Source organism: Colwellia sp. RSH04, from assembly GCF_003545765.1.
Lineage (GTDB): Bacteria > Pseudomonadota > Gammaproteobacteria > Enterobacterales > Alteromonadaceae > Colwellia.
Map to the genome: position 1 here is coordinate 1 of NZ_QXIO01000020.1, position 16,848 is coordinate 16,848.

The window sequence follows — 16,848 nt, forward strand, 5'->3', positions numbered from 1 at the left end:
ATCAACCCAGTAGCGATGGACGAAGGTTTACGCTTCGCGATTCGTGAAGGTGGTCGTACTGTTGGTGCTGGTGTTGTATCAGCAATTTTAGATTAATTTGAAGCTAACTTTGTTTTAGCATCGTTATTGGTACTCATTGACTAGCGTCAACTCCGTGCCAACGCCTTGCTAAATCTTCAGTTAACTAACAAATTAATACTAAAATAATAGTATTATAAATAAGGTCGTTTCCTAGAGTTAGGGGCGGCCTTTTTTGATCTTGTCATATAGATGAAATAGTCGGTATATCCACACTACCTTGTTTGGAATCGAGGTTTATAGCGAATTATGGTGAACTGCAATACCATGCCCTTCTAAAAAAACAGCTTATCTTCGTCAAAATCTTAAATACTTCTTGAGTAAAACACTAGGCTGAGTATAATAGCGCCTCACTTCTCGAGTATCTCTTAATTCCCAAACAACTAAGATTCACCCGACAAGTGTAACTATTGCTTTATAGCAAGCCGTAGGGGTGTAGTTCCAATTGGTAGAACAGCGGTCTCCAAAACCGATGGTTGGGAGTTCGAGTCTCTCCACCCCTGCCATTTTAAAAGTGAGTATGAGCACTTAACAAGTCGCAATGTTAGACTTGGTATTTTTTAGAAGTCAGTAATTACGGAATAGAATTATGAACGCAAGTACAGAAGAGCAACCTACAAGTAGTAGCTCTCTAGATACCTTGAAATGGGGTATCGTTTTTCTACTTTTAGTTGGTGTAGTCGCAGGTAACTACATGTATGGTGAAGCCTCAGTATTATATCGTGCCATTGCTATTGTTGCCGCGGTAGCAGTAGCAGGTTTTATTGCGATGCAAACTGAAAAAGGCCGTACTGCGGTTGTCTTTGCTAAAGAATCAAGAACAGAAGTACGTAAAGTTGTTTGGCCTACGCGTCAAGAAGCTGTGCAAACAACAGGTATTGTATTAGTGGCAACATTATTCATGGCTTTAGTACTTTGGGGATTAGATTCAGTTCTATTCTGGTTAGTTGGTTTAGTAACAGGTATGCAGGTTTAGTTATGTCTGAAGATATTTTCTCTGAAGAGAGTGCAGCACCCGAAGGTGAAGAAAAAGCCGTAAATAAGAAATTACGTTGGTATGTTGTACAAGCGTTTTCAGGTTATGAAGGCCGTGTACAAAAAACCTTGATCGAACATATCGAAATTCATGGTTTACAAGACAAGTTTGGTGAAATTCTAGTACCTACTGAAGAAGTCGTAGAGATGCGCGCAGGTCAAAAGCGTAAGAGTTCTCGTAAATTCTTCCCTGGTTATGTACTTGTTCAAATGGAAATGGATGAAGAAGCATGGCACTTAGTGAAAAGTGTTCCTCGTGTATTAGGTTTTATTGGCGGAACAAGTGATCGCCCTGCACCAATCACACAACGTGAAGCTGATCGCATTTTACAACGCCTTGAAGATACAGATAAGCCTAAACCTAAAACATTGTTTGAACCAGGTGAAGTGGTACGTGTTATTGACGGTCCATTTGCAGACTTTAACGGTGTGGTTGAAGAGCTTGATTACGAGAAAAACCGTATCAAAGTTTCAGTACTTATTTTCGGTCGTTCAACACCAGTTGATTTAGAATTCGGTCAAGTTGAAAAAAGCAGTTAACGAATAATTGCTAGTGAAAATATTCTAGAAAGCGCTTAAATATAAGCGCTTTTTTATTGCCTGTAATACGTGTAAAAAGTAGAAAAGTATAATTACTACACAAAAAACTTGAAACTAAAACCTTGGTTAATATATAATCCGCTGCCGCTTATTTTTAGCGTGCACTAAAAATGTCTAATTTTGTATTATTTTTAATAGAATTTTGGACACTTAGTAAACTGGGGAGCGAAAGCTAGTCGTTAATAAACGGTCGGTGAATAGCGCTATCAACCCAAATTAAAGGTATAGTAAAATGGCTAAGAAAGTCCAAGCTTTAATCAAGCTTCAAGTAGCTGCTGGTGCAGCTAACCCGTCACCACCAGTTGGTCCTGCATTAGGTCAACACGGTGTTAACATCATGGAATTCTGTAAAGCGTTTAACGCAAAAACAGATTCAATCGAAAAAGGTGCTCCGGTTCCAGTAGTAATTACTGTATATAATGACCGTTCATTCACTTTCGAAACTAAAACTCCACCTGCTTCTTTCTTATTGAAAAAAGCTGCTGGCGTTAAAAGTGGCTCTGGCCGTCCTAACACAGAAAAAGTTGGTACTGTAACTACAGCACAACTTGAAGAAATTGTTAAGACAAAAGAACCTGATCTTACTGCTGGTTCAATGGAAGCTGCAGTGCGTACTATTGCGGGTTCTGCTCGTTCAATGGGTTTAGTGGTAGAGGACTAATCAATGGCTAAATTATCAAAACGCGCTCGTCTTATCCGTGAAAAAGTAGACGTATTAAAAGAATATGATATCAATGAAGCAGTCGCTTTATTACAAGAATTTGCTACAGCAAAATTCCGTGAAAGTGTTGATGTTGCTATTAACTTAGGCATCGATGCTCGTAAATCAGACCAAAACGTTCGTGGCGCTACAGTATTACCAAATGGTACTGGTCGTGAAGTTCGTGTTGCTGTATTTACACAAGGTGCAAATGCTGAGAAAGCTAAAGAAGCTGGTGCTGATGTAATCGGTATGGAAGACTTAGCTGAGCAAGTAAAAGCAGGTGAAATGAACTTCGACGTAGTTATTGCTTCTCCAGATGCAATGCGTGTTGTTGGTCAACTTGGTCAGATTTTAGGCCCGCGTGGTTTAATGCCTAACCCTAAAGTTGGTACTGTAACTCCTGACGTAGCTGGCGCGGTTAAAAACGCTAAGTCTGGTCAAATTCGTTACCGTAATGACAAGAACGGTATCATCCATACCACTATTGGTAAGGCTGATTTCGAATCTGCTCAATTACAAGAAAACTTAGAAGCATTATTGGAAGCGCTTAAAAAAGCAAAACCAGCTAATGCTAAAGGTCAATACATTAAGAAAGTTTCACTTTCTACTACTATGGGTGCCGGCGTTGCCGTTAACCAATCAAGCTTAACTCAAGCATAAGTATTACTTATATTGAGTAAAGATTGAGTATTGAATCTTTACAAGGGCGAAATTGTAGACTATAATTTCGCCCCTTAAATTTTGGTAGGAGTTGGTTGTCTTTAGTAAAGCTAAAGTTCAAGCAACCCCCGTCCAAGACCGTAGGTGTACTTACTTCTTCTGATTTAAGTACTTAATAATTCCCTACGTAGATGGTGATTACCCAGATATTTCCTTAAAATTCTGGTCCTCGCCGTAATGGCCTGAGTACAAATATTGTACCCAGGGATTGTAAATACCGGTGCTATTTTAGATGTCCGGTGAACCAGGAGTTAAAGCCAATGGCTATCAATCTTGATGACAAAAAAGCAATTGTTGCTGAAGTTCAAGAAGCTGCCGCTGGCGCTCAATCAGCTGTCGTTGCGGATGCCCGCGGTGTAACAGTTGAAGCAATTACTGTATTGCGTAAGCAAGCACGTGAAAATGGCGTATGGATGAAAGTTGTCCGTAATACATTAGCACGTCGTGCAGTAGAAGGTACTGAGTTTGAATGTGTTTCTGACACATTTAAAGGTCCTTCATTAATTGCATTTTCAAGCGAGCACCCAGGTGCTGCTGCACGTTTATTCTCAGACTTCGCTAAAACTAACGAAGCATTTGAATTAAAAGCAGCTGCATTTGAAGGTAATGTTGTAGACGTAAACATGTTAGCGAAGCTACCAACTTACGACGAAGCAATTGCACGTTTAATGAGCGCTATGAAAGAAGCATCTGCCGGCAAGTTATGCCGTACGATTGCTGCAGTTCGCGATCAGAAAGAACAAGAAGCGGCTTAATAAGTACTTACTTATTAACCAAGATATGGTTAAACATATCGAAAACACTTTTTGTATTAATAGTTATTTCAAACAGTCATTTATTGATTAACAAGAGTTATCAACGACTGTTTCTTAAAAAACAGGAAATTATATAATGTCTATTTCTAAAGACGATATCCTAAATGCTATTGCTGAAATGTCAGTAATGGACGTAGTTGAATTAATCGAAGCAATGGAAGAGAAGTTCGGCGTATCTGCTGCTGCTGCTGTTGCTGTTGCTGGCGGTGACGCTGGCGGTGCTGCTGAAGAGCAAACTGAATTCGACGTAATCTTAACTGGTTTCGGTGAGAAGAAAGTTGCTGTAATCAAAGCAGTTCGTGGCGCTACAGGTTTAGGCCTTAAAGAAGCTAAAGATTTAGTTGAATCAGCGCCTAAAGCACTTAAAGAAGGTGTTGATAAAGCTGAAGCTGAAGAACTTAAGAAAGCTCTTGAAGAAGCTGGTGCTTCTGTTGAGATCAAATAATCTGACTTCTGACAGATTATTTGCCTGAAAAGGCAATGGCTGGTGATTTAATCGTCACCGGCCTTTTTGCGCTAAATAAAATGGTGTTTTTTTAAACTAAAACAGTGCATTATTTAGTGTTAGGTAACCAAATGTTGTTTACCAAGTTATGCTTAGACGTAAGCATAACTGCAATACCCTGTTTAGATGTTGTTATACATTATTAGGCAGATTGGCCATAACCAGCAAGCTGAGGAACCCCATGGCTTACTCATACTTTGAGAAGAAGCGAATTAGAAAGGACTTTGGTAAAAGCGTACAAGTAATGGATTATCCATTCTTGTTGTCCATCCAACTCGAATCTTTTAGCAAGTTTATTGATATTGATCCAACAGGTGAAACCGGTCTAGAGGCTGCTTTCCGTTCTATTTTTCCAATTAAAGCTTATTCAGGTAGCTCAGAGTTACAATATGTAAGCTATCGCTTAGGCGAACCGTTATTTGATGTAAAAGAATGTCAAATACGAGGTGTAACTTATTCTGCACCATTGCGCGTAAAATTACGCTTAGTGGTTTACGATAAAGAAGCTCCGGCAGGTACTGTAAAAGATATCAAAGAGCAAGAAGTGTACATGGGTGAAATCCCGTTGATGACAGAGAATGGTACGTTTGTAATTAACGGTACCGAACGTGTTATCGTTTCACAATTGCATCGCTCTCCTGGTGTATTCTTCGATCATGATAAAGGTAAAACTCACTCTTCAGGTAAAGTTTTATACAATGCTCGTGTAATTCCTTACCGTGGTTCATGGTTAGACTTTGAATTTGATCCAAAAGATAACTTATTTGTACGTATTGACCGTCGTCGTAAATTACCAGCGTCAATCATTTTACGTGCATTAGAGTTCTCAACAGAACAAATTTTAGACTTATTCTACGATACGACTAAATTTGCTATCAAAGGCGATAAATTGGTCATGGATTTAATTCCAGATCGTTTACGTGGCGAAACAGCGACATTTGATATTAAGATTGATAAAGATGATATCTTAGTAGAGCAAGGTCGTCGTATTACTGCTCGTCATATCCGTGCTTTAAACAAAGCAAAAGTTGATAAATTAGAAGTACCAGCAGAATATATTGTTGGTCGTGTTTTATCAAAAGCTTATATTGACGAGTCTACTGGTGAAGTGATTGCCGAAGCGAATGCTGAAATAACGTTAGAGTTATTAGCTGAGTTAAGTCAAGCTGGCCACAAAGAACTTTCAACGTTATACATGAATGAATTCGATGTAGGTTCGTACATGTCAGATACGTTACGCGTAGATAGCTCAACAAACCGATTAGAAGCGTTAGTTGAAATTTACCGTATGATGCGCCCAGGCGAGCCACCAACAAAAGATGCTGCAGAAGCATTATTTGATAACTTATTCTTCTCTTCTGAGCGTTATGATTTATCAACGGTTGGTCGTATGAAGTTCAACCGTCGTGTTGGTAATGCAGACGATGTAGGTTCTGGCATTTTATCAAACGATGACATTACTTCGGTAATGAAAACACTTATCGACATTCGTGACGGTAAAGGTGAAGTTGATGATATTGATCACTTAGGTAACCGTCGTATTCGTTCTGTGGGCGAAATGGCTGAAAACCAATTCCGTGTTGGTTTAGTACGTGTTGAACGTGCGGTACGTGAGCGTTTAAGTCTTGGTGACTTAGATGGCACAATGCCACAAGACTTAATTAATGCGAAACCTATTTCTGCGGCAGTGAAAGAATTCTTTGGTTCTTCACAATTGTCACAGTTTATGGATCAAAACAACCCGTTATCAGAAGTAACGCATAAGCGTCGTATCTCTGCATTAGGCCCAGGTGGCTTAACGCGTGAACGTGCTGGTTTCGAGGTTCGAGATGTTCACCCGACTCACTATGGTCGTGTTTGTCCAATCGAAACGCCTGAAGGTCCAAACATTGGTTTAATCAACTCATTATCTTGTTATGCAAGAACTAACGATTATGGTTTCTTAGAAACACCATACCGTAAAGTTGTTGATGGTTTAGTTACCGATGAAATTGATTACTTATCAGCAATTGAAGAGGGTAACTTTGTTATCGCTCAGGCAAATGCTGAACGTGATGACAATAATAAGTTAACGCAAGATTTAGTTAACTGTCGTCACAAAAACGAATTTACCTTAAAAGCCTCTGCTGAAGTTCAGTACATGGATGTTTCACCTCAACAAATTATTTCTGTTGCGGCGTCACTTATTCCATTCTTAGAACACGATGATGCTAACCGTGCCTTGATGGGTTCGAACATGCAACGTCAAGCGGTACCAACACTTAAAGTGGATAAGCCACTTGTTGGTACAGGTATGGAAAAAGTAGTTGCGGTAGATTCTGGTGTAACAGCCGTAGCTAAACGTGGTGGTGTTGTCGATTATGTTGATGCATCACGTATTGTGGTTAAAGTTAATGAAAATGAAATGATTCCTGGTGAAGCCGGTATCGACATTTATAACTTAACTAAATACACGCGTTCAAACCAAAACACTTGTATCAACCAACGTCCAGTATGTCGTATGGGTGAGCCAGTAGTTCGTGGTGATGTATTAGCTGATGGTCCTTCTACCGATATGGGTGAATTGGCACTTGGTCAGAACATGCGTATCGCGTTCATGCCTTGGAATGGTTACAACTTTGAGGATTCAATGTTGTTATCTGAGCGTGTGGCGCAAGAAGATCGTTTCACCACTATTCATATTCAAGAATTAACGTGTATTGCGCGTGATACTAAGCTTGGTAGTGAAGAAATCACTGCAGATATTCCAAATGTTGGTGAGTCTGCGTTATCTAAGCTTGATGAAGCAGGTGTTGTTTACATCGGTGCTGAAGTGAACGGCGGTGATATCTTAGTAGGTAAAGTAACACCAAAAGGTGAAACGCAACTTACGCCTGAAGAGAAATTACTTCGTGCAATCTTCGGTGAAAAAGCAGCTGACGTTAAAGATAGCTCTTTACGTGTACCTAACTCTGTTAAAGGTACTATCATCGATGTACAAATCTTTACCCGTGATGGAGTAGAGAAAGATGCACGTGCTATCGAAATTGAAGAAATGCAACTTAAAGAAGTTAAGAAAGATCTTGGCGACGAATTAAGCATTCTTGAAGATGGCATTTACGCGCGTACTAAGAAGTTATTATTGTCAGCGGGATTAAATGAGTCAGACTTAACGTCTATGTCTCGTGATAAATGGTTAACGCAAAACTTATCTAATGAAGCGCAACAAGCTGAGTTAGAACAAATTGCTGAGCAATACGACAATATCAAAGAAGACTTTGACAAAAAATATGAAATCAAACGCCGTAAGATCACTCAAGGTGATGACTTACAACCTGGCGTATTGAAGATTGTTAAAGTTTACTTAGCAGTTAAACGTCGCATCCAACCAGGTGATAAGATGGCTGGTCGTCATGGTAACAAGGGTGTTATTTCAAACGTAGTACCTGTTGAAGATATGCCATACGATGAGCACGGTGTACCAGTAGATATCGTATTGAACCCGTTAGGTGTTCCATCACGTATGAACATTGGTCAAATCTTAGAAACTCACTTGGGTATGGCTGCTCGTGGTATCGGTGAAAAAATCAACCGTATGCTAGAAGCACAGCAAGAAATTCACAAATTACGTAACTTCATACAAGAAGTTTACAACGTAGGTGAATCTCGCCAAGAAGTAGATGTTGCAAGTTTCTCAGATGACGAAGTATTGCGTTTAGCATCTAACTTACGTGCTGGTCTTCCAATTGCTACGCCTGCTTTTGACGGTGCTGCAGAGAAAGAAATTAAAGAACTATTCAAATTAGCTGATATGCCAGAAAGTGGTCAATTCAACTTGACTGATGGTCGCACTGGTCGCCAATTTGAACGTCCTGTAACGGTAGGTTACATGTACATGCTGAAACTGAATCACTTAGTTGATGACAAGATGCATGCGCGTTCTACAGGTTCTTATAGCTTGGTTACACAACAACCACTTGGCGGTAAAGCGCAATTTGGTGGTCAGCGTTTCGGTGAGATGGAAGTATGGGCACTTGAAGCATATGGTGCTGCTTATACCTTACAAGAAATGCTAACGGTTAAGTCTGATGATGTTAACGGTCGTACTAAGATGTATAAAAACTTAGTTGATGGTGATCATCGTATGGAACCAGGTATTCCTGAATCATTCAACGTATTGTTGAAAGAAATTCGCTCGTTAGGTATTAACATCGAGTTAGATCAGGACTAGTACCCAGTACTACCGATAGCTGATTGTGATAAGTCAGTAAGCGAAGAAGGCAGTAATTGCCTTCTTCTCAGAGTTTAACTCCGACAGGAGAAGAGTGTGAAAGATTTACTTAAGTTTCTTAAGCAACAAAATCAAACAGAAGAATTCGATGGTATTCGCATCGGGTTAGCTTCGCCAGATTTGGTACGTTCTTGGTCATTTGGTGAAGTTAAAAAGCCAGAAACCATTAACTACCGTACCTTTAAGCCTGAACGTGACGGCTTATTCTGTGCGCGTATCTTTGGCCCAGTAAAAGATTATGAATGTCTTTGTGGTAAATATAAGCGTTTGAAGCACCGTGGTGTAATCTGTGAAAAATGTGGCGTTGAAGTTACTTTAACTAAAGTTCGTCGTGACCGTATGGGTCATATCGAATTAGCAAGCCCCGTTGCACATATTTGGTTCTTAAAATCATTACCATCACGTATTGGTTTATTACTAGATATGACATTACGTGATATTGAACGTGTACTTTATTTCGAATCATACGTGGTTACTGAACCAGGTATGACAACGTTAGAGAAAAGCCAAATTCTAACGGAAGAAGAGTATCTTGATGCGTTAGAAGAACACGGTGATGAATTTGACGCCCTAATGGGTGCTGAAGCCGTTTTAGCTTTACTACAACAAATTGATTTAGACGGCGAAGTAGCGCAAATGCGTGAAGAACTGCCTGAGATTGGTAGTGAAACTAAGCGTAAAAAAATCACTAAACGTTTAAAATTAATGGAAGCTTTCGCTGCTTCTGGTAATAAGCCAGAGTGGATGATTATGTCGGTTCTTCCGATCCTTCCACCCGATTTACGTCCATTAGTACCACTAGATGGTGGTCGTTTTGCGACTTCAGACCTGAACGATTTATACCGTCGTGTTATTAACCGTAACAACCGTTTAAAACGTCTTCTAGACCTAGTAGCACCAGACATCATCGTACGTAACGAAAAACGTATGTTACAAGAGTCTGTTGATGCATTATTAGATAACGGTCGTCGTGGTCGTGCTATCACTGGTTCGAATAAACGTCCTCTTAAATCACTTGCCGATATGATTAAAGGTAAGCAAGGTCGTTTCCGTCAAAACTTACTTGGTAAGCGTGTTGATTACTCAGGTCGTTCTGTAATCACCGTTGGTCCTACGTTACGTTTACACCAATGTGGTTTACCTAAGAAGATGGCTCTTGAGTTATTCAAGCCATTTATCTACGGTAAGTTAGAAGCGCGTGGTTTAGCGACAACGATTAAAGCAGCTAAAAAATTAGTTGAACGTGAAGGCGCAGAAGTATGGGATGTACTAGACGAAGTAATTCGTGAACATCCAGTTATGCTTAACCGTGCACCTACACTTCATAGATTAGGTATCCAAGCGTTTGAACCGGTACTTATTGAAGGTAAAGCAATTCACCTTCATCCACTAGTTTGTGCGGCATATAACGCCGATTTCGATGGTGACCAAATGGCGGTACACGTACCGTTGACCATTGAAGCACAGTTAGAAGCACGTACCCTAATGATGTCGACTAACAACGTGTTAGCACCAGCTAACGGTGAGCCGATTATCGTACCATCACAAGATGTTGTATTAGGTTTATATTACCTAACACGTGATTGTGTTAATGGTTTAGGCGAAGGCATGGTATTTGTTGATACTAAAGAAGCAGAAAAAGCATACCGTACAGGTGTTGCTGAGCTTCATGCCCGTGTAAAAATTCGTATCACTGAGCACGTTAAAAATGCAGACGGTGAATTAGAAGCGGTAACGACATTACGTGATACTACAGTAGGTCGTGCAATCTTATGGCAAGTATGTCCTGAAGGTCTTCCTTATGAACTTATTGACCAGCCATTAGGTAAAAAACCAATTTCTAAGTTGATTAACCACGCTTATCGTAACCTTGGTTTAAAAGAAACCGTTATCTTTGCCGATCACATCATGTACACAGGTTTCCATTATGCAATGGTTGCTGGTGCCTCTGTTGGTATCGACGATATGGTTATTCCAGATGCTAAGTACACTATCATTGATGATTCAGAAGCAGAAGTTGCTGAGATTCAAGCACAGTTCGACCAAGGTCTTGTAACTGCGGGTGAGAAGTACAACAAAGTAATCGATATCTGGTCATCTGCGAACGAAAAAGTTTCAAAAGCGATGATGGACAACTTATCTAAAGAAACCGTTATTAACCGTGACGGTGAGCCAGAAGAGCAAGACTCTTTCAACTCTATCTTTATGATGGCTGACTCGGGTGCTCGTGGTAGTGCTGCTCAGATTCGTCAGCTAGCTGGTATGCGTGGCCTAATGGCTAAACCAGATGGTTCAATCATTGAAACGCCAATCACCGCTAACTTCCGTGAAGGTTTGAACGTACTTCAGTACTTCATCTCAACTCATGGTGCGCGTAAAGGTTTGGCCGATACTGCATTGAAAACAGCTAACTCGGGTTACTTAACTCGTCGTTTAGTTGATGTTGCCCAAGATTTAGTGGTAACAGAACATGATTGTGGCACGCATGATGGTTTATTAATGACGCCGTTAATTGAAGGTGGTGACGTTGTTGAGCCACTTCGTGAACGTGTTCTAGGTCGTGTAGTTTGTGAAGATGTTTTAATACCTGGTACTGAAACAGTTTTATTACCGCGTAATACATTAATTGATGAAACACTTTGTGACGTGATTGAAGAGAACTCAGTCGACCAAATTAAAGTGCGCTCAATTATTACTTGTGAAACTGACTTTGGTATTTGTGCTCATTGTTACGGTCGTGATTTGGCTCGTGGTCATATGATCAATCAAGGTGAAGCGATTGGTGTTGTAGCTGCTCAGTCAATTGGTGAGCCAGGTACACAGTTAACCATGCGTACGTTCCATATTGGTGGTGCGGCATCTCGTGCATCAGCAGAGAACAGCGTACAAGTTAAAAACACTGGTACATTGAAACTACAAAATGCGAAATTTGTTACTAACTCAGATAAGCATATTGTTATTACATCACGTTCATCAGAATTAACTATCATTGATGAAATGGGTCGTGAGAAAGAACGTTATAAAGTTCCATATGGTTCTGTTCTTTCTAAGAACGATGGCGAAGCAGTAACAGCAGGCGATACAATCGCTAACTGGGACCCGCATACGCATCCAATCATTACTGAGGTTGCTGGTAAAGTTCAGTTTGTCGACTTAGTTGATAGTGTCACTATGGTTCGTCAAACTGATGATTTAACTGGTTTATCAAGTATTGTTGTTACTGATGCTGCACAACGTAGTGCTGCTGGTAAAGAAATGCGTCCGATGGTTAAGCTAGTTGATGCTAAAGGTAATGATGTAATGATTGCTGGAACAGAGATTCCAGCGCAATACTACTTACCGGGTAATGCAATTGTTAACCTAGAAGATGGTAGCGACGTAAACATTGGTGATGCGCTAGCACGTATTCCTCAAGAGTCTTCAAAAACTCGTGATATTACCGGTGGTCTTCCTCGTGTTGCTGACTTATTTGAAGCACGTAAGCCTAAACTTCCTGCAATTCTTGCAGAGAAAACAGGTGTTGTTGCTTTTGGTAAAGAAACAAAAGGTAAAGTTCGTTTATTAATCACTCAACCAAGTGGTGAAGTATACGAAGAAATGATCCCTAAAACACGTCAGTTAAACATCTATGAAGGTGAGCAAGTTCTTAAAGGTGAAGTTATTGCCGATGGTCCTGAATCTCCACATGACATCTTGCGTTTACGTGGTGTTGCACCAGTTGCAAACTACATTGTTAACGAAGTACAAGAAGTTTACCGCTTACAGGGTGTAAAGATTAACGATAAGCACATTGAAGTTATCGTACGTCAAATGATCCGTAAGTGTGAGATTTTAGATGCAGGGGATTCTGATTTCCTTAAAGGTGAACAAGTAGAAGTGGCACGCGTTAATATCGCTAACCGTGAACTTGAAGCTGAAGGAAAACAGCCAGCTGAATACGAAATGCAAATGATGGGTATTACTAAAGCATCATTAGCAACTGAGTCATTCATCTCAGCGGCATCTTTCCAAGAGACTACGCGTGTACTTACTGAAGCAGCTGTTGCTGGTAAGAAAGATGGTCTACGTGGTCTTAAAGAGAACGTTATTGTTGGTCGATTAATTCCAGCAGGAACTGGTTATGCATATCATCAAGAACGTGCTAAAGCAAAAGCTGCTTTTGACGCTCATGAAGAGACAACCGTATCGGCAGACGATGCTGAAAAAGCATTAACCGATGCCTTAAACGCTGATTTACTATCAGGTGAATAAGCCTAGTTAGAAAACAGACTAACGTTTATTGTAAAAAGCCGTATCAATTTGATACGGCTTTTTTGTTTCTATATTTTAAAATTACTAAGGATCAACTGATCGCTAGCTAAGAAAACAAAAGGGCTAAGAAACGATCAAATACTTGACAGCTTAATGATTGACCTATAGAATTTCGCGACCTTATATTTTGTGCTTAGTGTATTTGATATAAGGATGTGGTTATAAACCGCATTGATTACACATTACGAGCGCATAAATCTTTCCCATTGATTGAGGTTTATGCAAATTTAACTAATCAGGAGCTATAATGGCAACTATTAACCAACTAGTACGTAAACCACGTGTTAGACAGGTACAAAAAAGTAACGTTCCAGCGTTACAAGCCTGTCCACAACGTCGTGGCGTATGTACTCGTGTGTATACAACTACACCAAAAAAACCTAACTCAGCACTACGTAAAGTAGCTCGTGTTCGTTTAACTAACGGCTTCGAAGTTACTTCATACATTGGTGGTGAAGGTCACAACCTACAAGAGCATAGCGTTATTTTAATTCGCGGTGGTCGTGTTAAAGATTTACCAGGTGTGCGTTATCACACTGTTCGCGGCGCACTAGATTGTTCTGGTGTAAACGATAGAAGACAAGGCCGTTCTAAATACGGTGCTAAACGTCCTAAATCTTAAGTTTCCGCCTTTTATTACTCAAAGTAGTAGTAAATGAGAAACGTTAAGTAAGGCCAAATATTAAATTAAATTTTGGGTTAATCCTGAATACAACGGAGAATTAAGATGCCAAGAAGACGCGTCGTAGGTCAACGTAAAATATTACCAGATCCTAAGTTCCATAACGAACTATTAGCAAAATTCATCAACATTTTAATGGTTGATGGTAAGAAATCTACTGCCGAAAAAATTGTTTACGGTGCATTAGATATTTTAGCTGAAAAACAAACTGATAAAGAGCATTTAGAGTTATTCGAAATTGCTTTAGATAACATCCGTCCACAAGTAGAGGTTAAATCTCGTCGTGTTGGTGGTTCAACTTATCAGGTTCCAGTTGAAGTACGTCCAGTGCGTCGTAATGCACTAGCCATGCGTTGGTTAGTTGAAGCAGCTCGTAAACGTGGTGAAAAATCAATGGCTCAGCGCCTAGCTAACGAAATGTTAGATGCGTCTGACAGCAAAGGTTCTGCGGTTAAGAAACGTGAAGACGTTCACCGTATGGCTGAAGCTAACAAAGCGTTCGCTCACTACCGTTGGTAATCTAACAGTATTGAATGAATGTAATACTTACTTTCGAGTAAGTAGATGGCTAGCAAGAGTTAATCTTGCTAGCCATGCTCATTTTACGGGATAGCAGTTTTTACATCATTACACGATATATAATTAAGTTACTTTAATTAAATTTTCATACAAGTTACGTATAAGAAGAGAATTTACTTAAGTTAACTAGTGTTAGTTACAAGATTTATTAAGAGGATTAAACATTGGCTCGTACTACCCCTATTGAGCGTTACCGAAATATTGGTATTTGTGCGCACGTAGATGCAGGTAAAACAACCACTACTGAACGTGTGTTGTTCTATACTGGCTTATCTCACAAAATTGGTGAGGTACATGATGGTGCGGCAACAATGGACTGGATGGAACAAGAGCAAGAACGTGGTATTACCATTACGTCTGCGGCAACAACTTGTTTCTGGAAAGGAATGCAAGGCCAGTTTGATGATCACCGTATCAACATCATTGATACTCCAGGTCACGTAGATTTTACCATCGAAGTAGAACGTTCTTTACGTGTACTTGATGGTGCCGTACTGGTACTTTGTGGCTCATCAGGTGTTCAACCTCAAACGGAAACCGTATGGCGACAAATGGAGAAATACTCTGTTCCGCGTATGGTATTCGTAAATAAAATGGATAGAGCAGGTGCAAACTTCTTATCTGTTGTAGAGCAAATGAAAGAACGATTAGGGGCTAATGCAGTGCCTATGCACCTTGCTATTGGCTCTGAAGAAGAATTCGAAGGTGTTGTCGATTTAGTTAAAATGAAAGCCATTAACTGGAATGAAAATGACCAGGGTATGACCTTCACTTATGAAGATATTCCAGCTGACATGCAAGAACTGGCTGAAGAGTGGCGAGAAAACTTAGTCTCTGAAGCTGCTGAAGCTGATGATGAGTTAATGGACAAGTACCTTGAAGAAGGTGAATTAACTGAAGACGAGATCAAAAAAGGTCTTCGTAAGCGTACTTTAGCCAATGAAATTATTCTTTGTAGCTGTGGTAGTGCTTTTAAAAACAAAGGTGTACAGGCAGTGCTTGATGCCGTTGTTGAATACTTACCGTCACCGACAGAAGTTGCTGCAATTACGGGTATTAATGACGATAAAGACGAAACTGAAGGCACAAGACCTGCTGATGATAACGAACCATTTGCGGCATTAGCCTTTAAAATTGCTACCGACCCATTTGTTGGCACCCTCACTTTTTTCCGTGTTTATTCGGGTGTTGTACAAACAGGCGATAGTGTTTATAACCCTGTTAAAGGTAAAAAAGAACGCTTTGGTCGTATCGTGCAAATGCATGCTAACGATAGGCAAGAAATTAAAGAAGTTCGCGCAGGAGATATTGCTGCAGCTATTGGTTTGAAAGAGGTTACTACCGGTGATACGTTATGCGATGCTAACAATGTTATCACCTTAGAACGTATGGAATTCCCTGAGCCGGTAATATCTGTAGCTGTTGAACCAAGAACATTAGCGGCGCAAGAAAAAATGGGTATCGCACTCGGTAAACTTGCTGCTGAAGACCCATCTTTTAGAGTGCACACTGATGATGAAACAGGTCAAACGATCATTTCAGGTATGGGTGAGCTACACTTAGATATTCTTGTTGAACGCATGAAGCGTGAATTTAGTGTTGAGTGTAATGTGGGTAATCCACAAGTATCTTATCGCGAAACCATTCGCAGCAGTGTGGATGTAGAAGGTAAATTTGTACGTCAATCAGGCGGCAAAGGCCAGTATGGTCATGTTGTTCTGAAGATGGAGCCTTTAGAAGAAGGCGCTGGTTTTGAGTTTGTTAACGAAATTGTTGGCGGCGCAGTACCAAAAGAATATATTCCTGCAGTAGAAAAGGGCTGTAAAGAGCAAATGGATAGCGGTGTATTAGCTGGCTTTCCATTATTAGACATTAAAGTCACGCTCGTTGATGGTTCTTTTCATGACGTTGACTCAAACGAGATGGCGTTTAAAGTTGCTGCATCTATGGGCTTTAGAAAAGGGGCTTTGGAAGCAAACCCTGTTATTTTAGAGCCGATGATGAAGGTTGAAGTATCTACACCTGAAGAAAATATGGGTGATGTTGTTGGAGACTTAAACCGTCGTCGTGGAATGATAGACGGCATGGACGAAGGTCCTGCAGGTTCGAAAATTGTAAATGCATTGGTTCCATTAGCTGAAATGTTTGGCTATGCTACCGACTTGCGTAGTGCTACCCAAGGCCGTGCATCTTACTCTATGGAGTTTCAGCAGTATAATGAAGCACCGAAATTGGTAGCACAAAAAATTATGGAAACTCGTTAGAGTAACCATTAAGAAAATATTTAATATTTACATCTGGCAAAGTCGTTTGACTGCGCCTTTTAATTTATTAGTTCACTAAACTTTAAGGTAATTGAAAAATGGCTAAAGAAAAATTTGAACGTTCGAAACCACATGTAAACGTTGGTACTATCGGACACGTAGATCACGGTAAAACTACATTAACAGCTGCTATCTCTGCGGTACTTACAAAAGTACACGGTGGTGAAGTTCGTGATTTCGCACAAATCGATAATGCTCCAGAAGAGCGTGAGCGTGGTATTACAAT

13 protein-coding genes and 1 tRNA gene are annotated in these 16,848 nt (G+C 40.1%); all 14 read left to right on the forward strand.

All coding sequences use genetic code 11. From position 1 onward, the window contains the following. Window positions 1-96: hypothetical protein (locus D1094_RS17925; protein ID WP_147361095.1), on the forward strand; the 96-nt coding region annotated here is incomplete at its 5' end. Window positions 97-507: 411 nt separating this feature from the next. Continuing rightward, window positions 508-584: transfer RNA gene (locus tag D1094_RS17930), tRNA-Trp, on the forward strand. Between the two features lie 83 nt (window positions 585-667). Continuing rightward, window positions 668-1,054 (forward strand): preprotein translocase subunit SecE, encoded by a 387-nt coding sequence (secE, locus tag D1094_RS17935; RefSeq protein WP_118961475.1) that lies wholly within the window; start codon window positions 668-670, stop codon window positions 1,052-1,054. Window positions 1,055-1,056: 2 nt separating this feature from the next. Beyond that, window positions 1,057-1,653: a transcription termination/antitermination protein NusG gene (nusG, locus tag D1094_RS17940; RefSeq protein ID WP_259338001.1), complete on the forward strand. Its 597-nt coding sequence runs from the start codon at window positions 1,057-1,059 to the stop codon at window positions 1,651-1,653. A gap of 292 nt (window positions 1,654-1,945) precedes the next feature. Then, entirely contained in the window at window positions 1,946-2,374 is a 429-nt protein-coding gene (gene rplK, locus D1094_RS17945) for a 50S ribosomal protein L11 (RefSeq protein ID WP_118961476.1), read from the forward strand. A gap of 3 nt (window positions 2,375-2,377) precedes the next feature. Further along, window positions 2,378-3,076 (forward strand): 50S ribosomal protein L1, encoded by a 699-nt coding sequence (gene rplA / locus D1094_RS17950; RefSeq protein ID WP_118961477.1) that lies wholly within the window; start codon window positions 2,378-2,380, stop codon window positions 3,074-3,076. 320 nt (window positions 3,077-3,396) lie between these two features. Further along, a complete protein-coding gene (gene rplJ, locus D1094_RS17955; protein WP_118961478.1) occupies window positions 3,397-3,891 on the forward strand; it encodes a 50S ribosomal protein L10 in 495 nt (164 codons plus the stop codon). 136 nt (window positions 3,892-4,027) lie between these two features. Then, the gene (gene rplL, locus D1094_RS17960; RefSeq protein WP_118961479.1) at window positions 4,028-4,396 is read left to right on the forward strand and encodes a 50S ribosomal protein L7/L12; all 369 of its coding nucleotides are present in this window, start codon (window positions 4,028-4,030) and stop codon (window positions 4,394-4,396) included. A 241-nt stretch (window positions 4,397-4,637) separates the two neighbouring features. Continuing rightward, complete coding sequence (gene rpoB, locus D1094_RS17965) at window positions 4,638-8,666, forward strand: DNA-directed RNA polymerase subunit beta (protein ID WP_118961480.1); 4,029 nt, start codon at window positions 4,638-4,640, stop codon at window positions 8,664-8,666. A 96-nt stretch (window positions 8,667-8,762) separates the two neighbouring features. Further along, the gene (gene rpoC, locus D1094_RS17970; protein ID WP_118961481.1) at window positions 8,763-12,977 is read left to right on the forward strand and encodes a DNA-directed RNA polymerase subunit beta'; all 4,215 of its coding nucleotides are present in this window, start codon (window positions 8,763-8,765) and stop codon (window positions 12,975-12,977) included. Window positions 12,978-13,284: 307 nt separating this feature from the next. Next, a complete protein-coding gene (rpsL, locus tag D1094_RS17975) occupies window positions 13,285-13,659 on the forward strand; it encodes a 30S ribosomal protein S12 (RefSeq protein ID WP_116006511.1) in 375 nt (124 codons plus the stop codon). A gap of 105 nt (window positions 13,660-13,764) precedes the next feature. Then, window positions 13,765-14,238 carry a 30S ribosomal protein S7 gene (gene rpsG / locus D1094_RS17980; RefSeq protein ID WP_118961482.1) on the forward strand — a complete coding sequence of 158 codons (474 nt, stop codon included), beginning with the start codon at window positions 13,765-13,767 and terminating at the stop codon, window positions 14,236-14,238. A gap of 224 nt (window positions 14,239-14,462) precedes the next feature. Beyond that, the gene (gene fusA / locus D1094_RS17985; RefSeq protein WP_118961483.1) at window positions 14,463-16,562 is read left to right on the forward strand and encodes an elongation factor G; all 2,100 of its coding nucleotides are present in this window, start codon (window positions 14,463-14,465) and stop codon (window positions 16,560-16,562) included. A 98-nt stretch (window positions 16,563-16,660) separates the two neighbouring features. Next, window positions 16,661-16,848, forward strand: a 188-nt coding sequence (locus D1094_RS17990; RefSeq protein WP_259337863.1) for a GTP-binding protein, incomplete at its 3' end; no start/stop codon positions are given.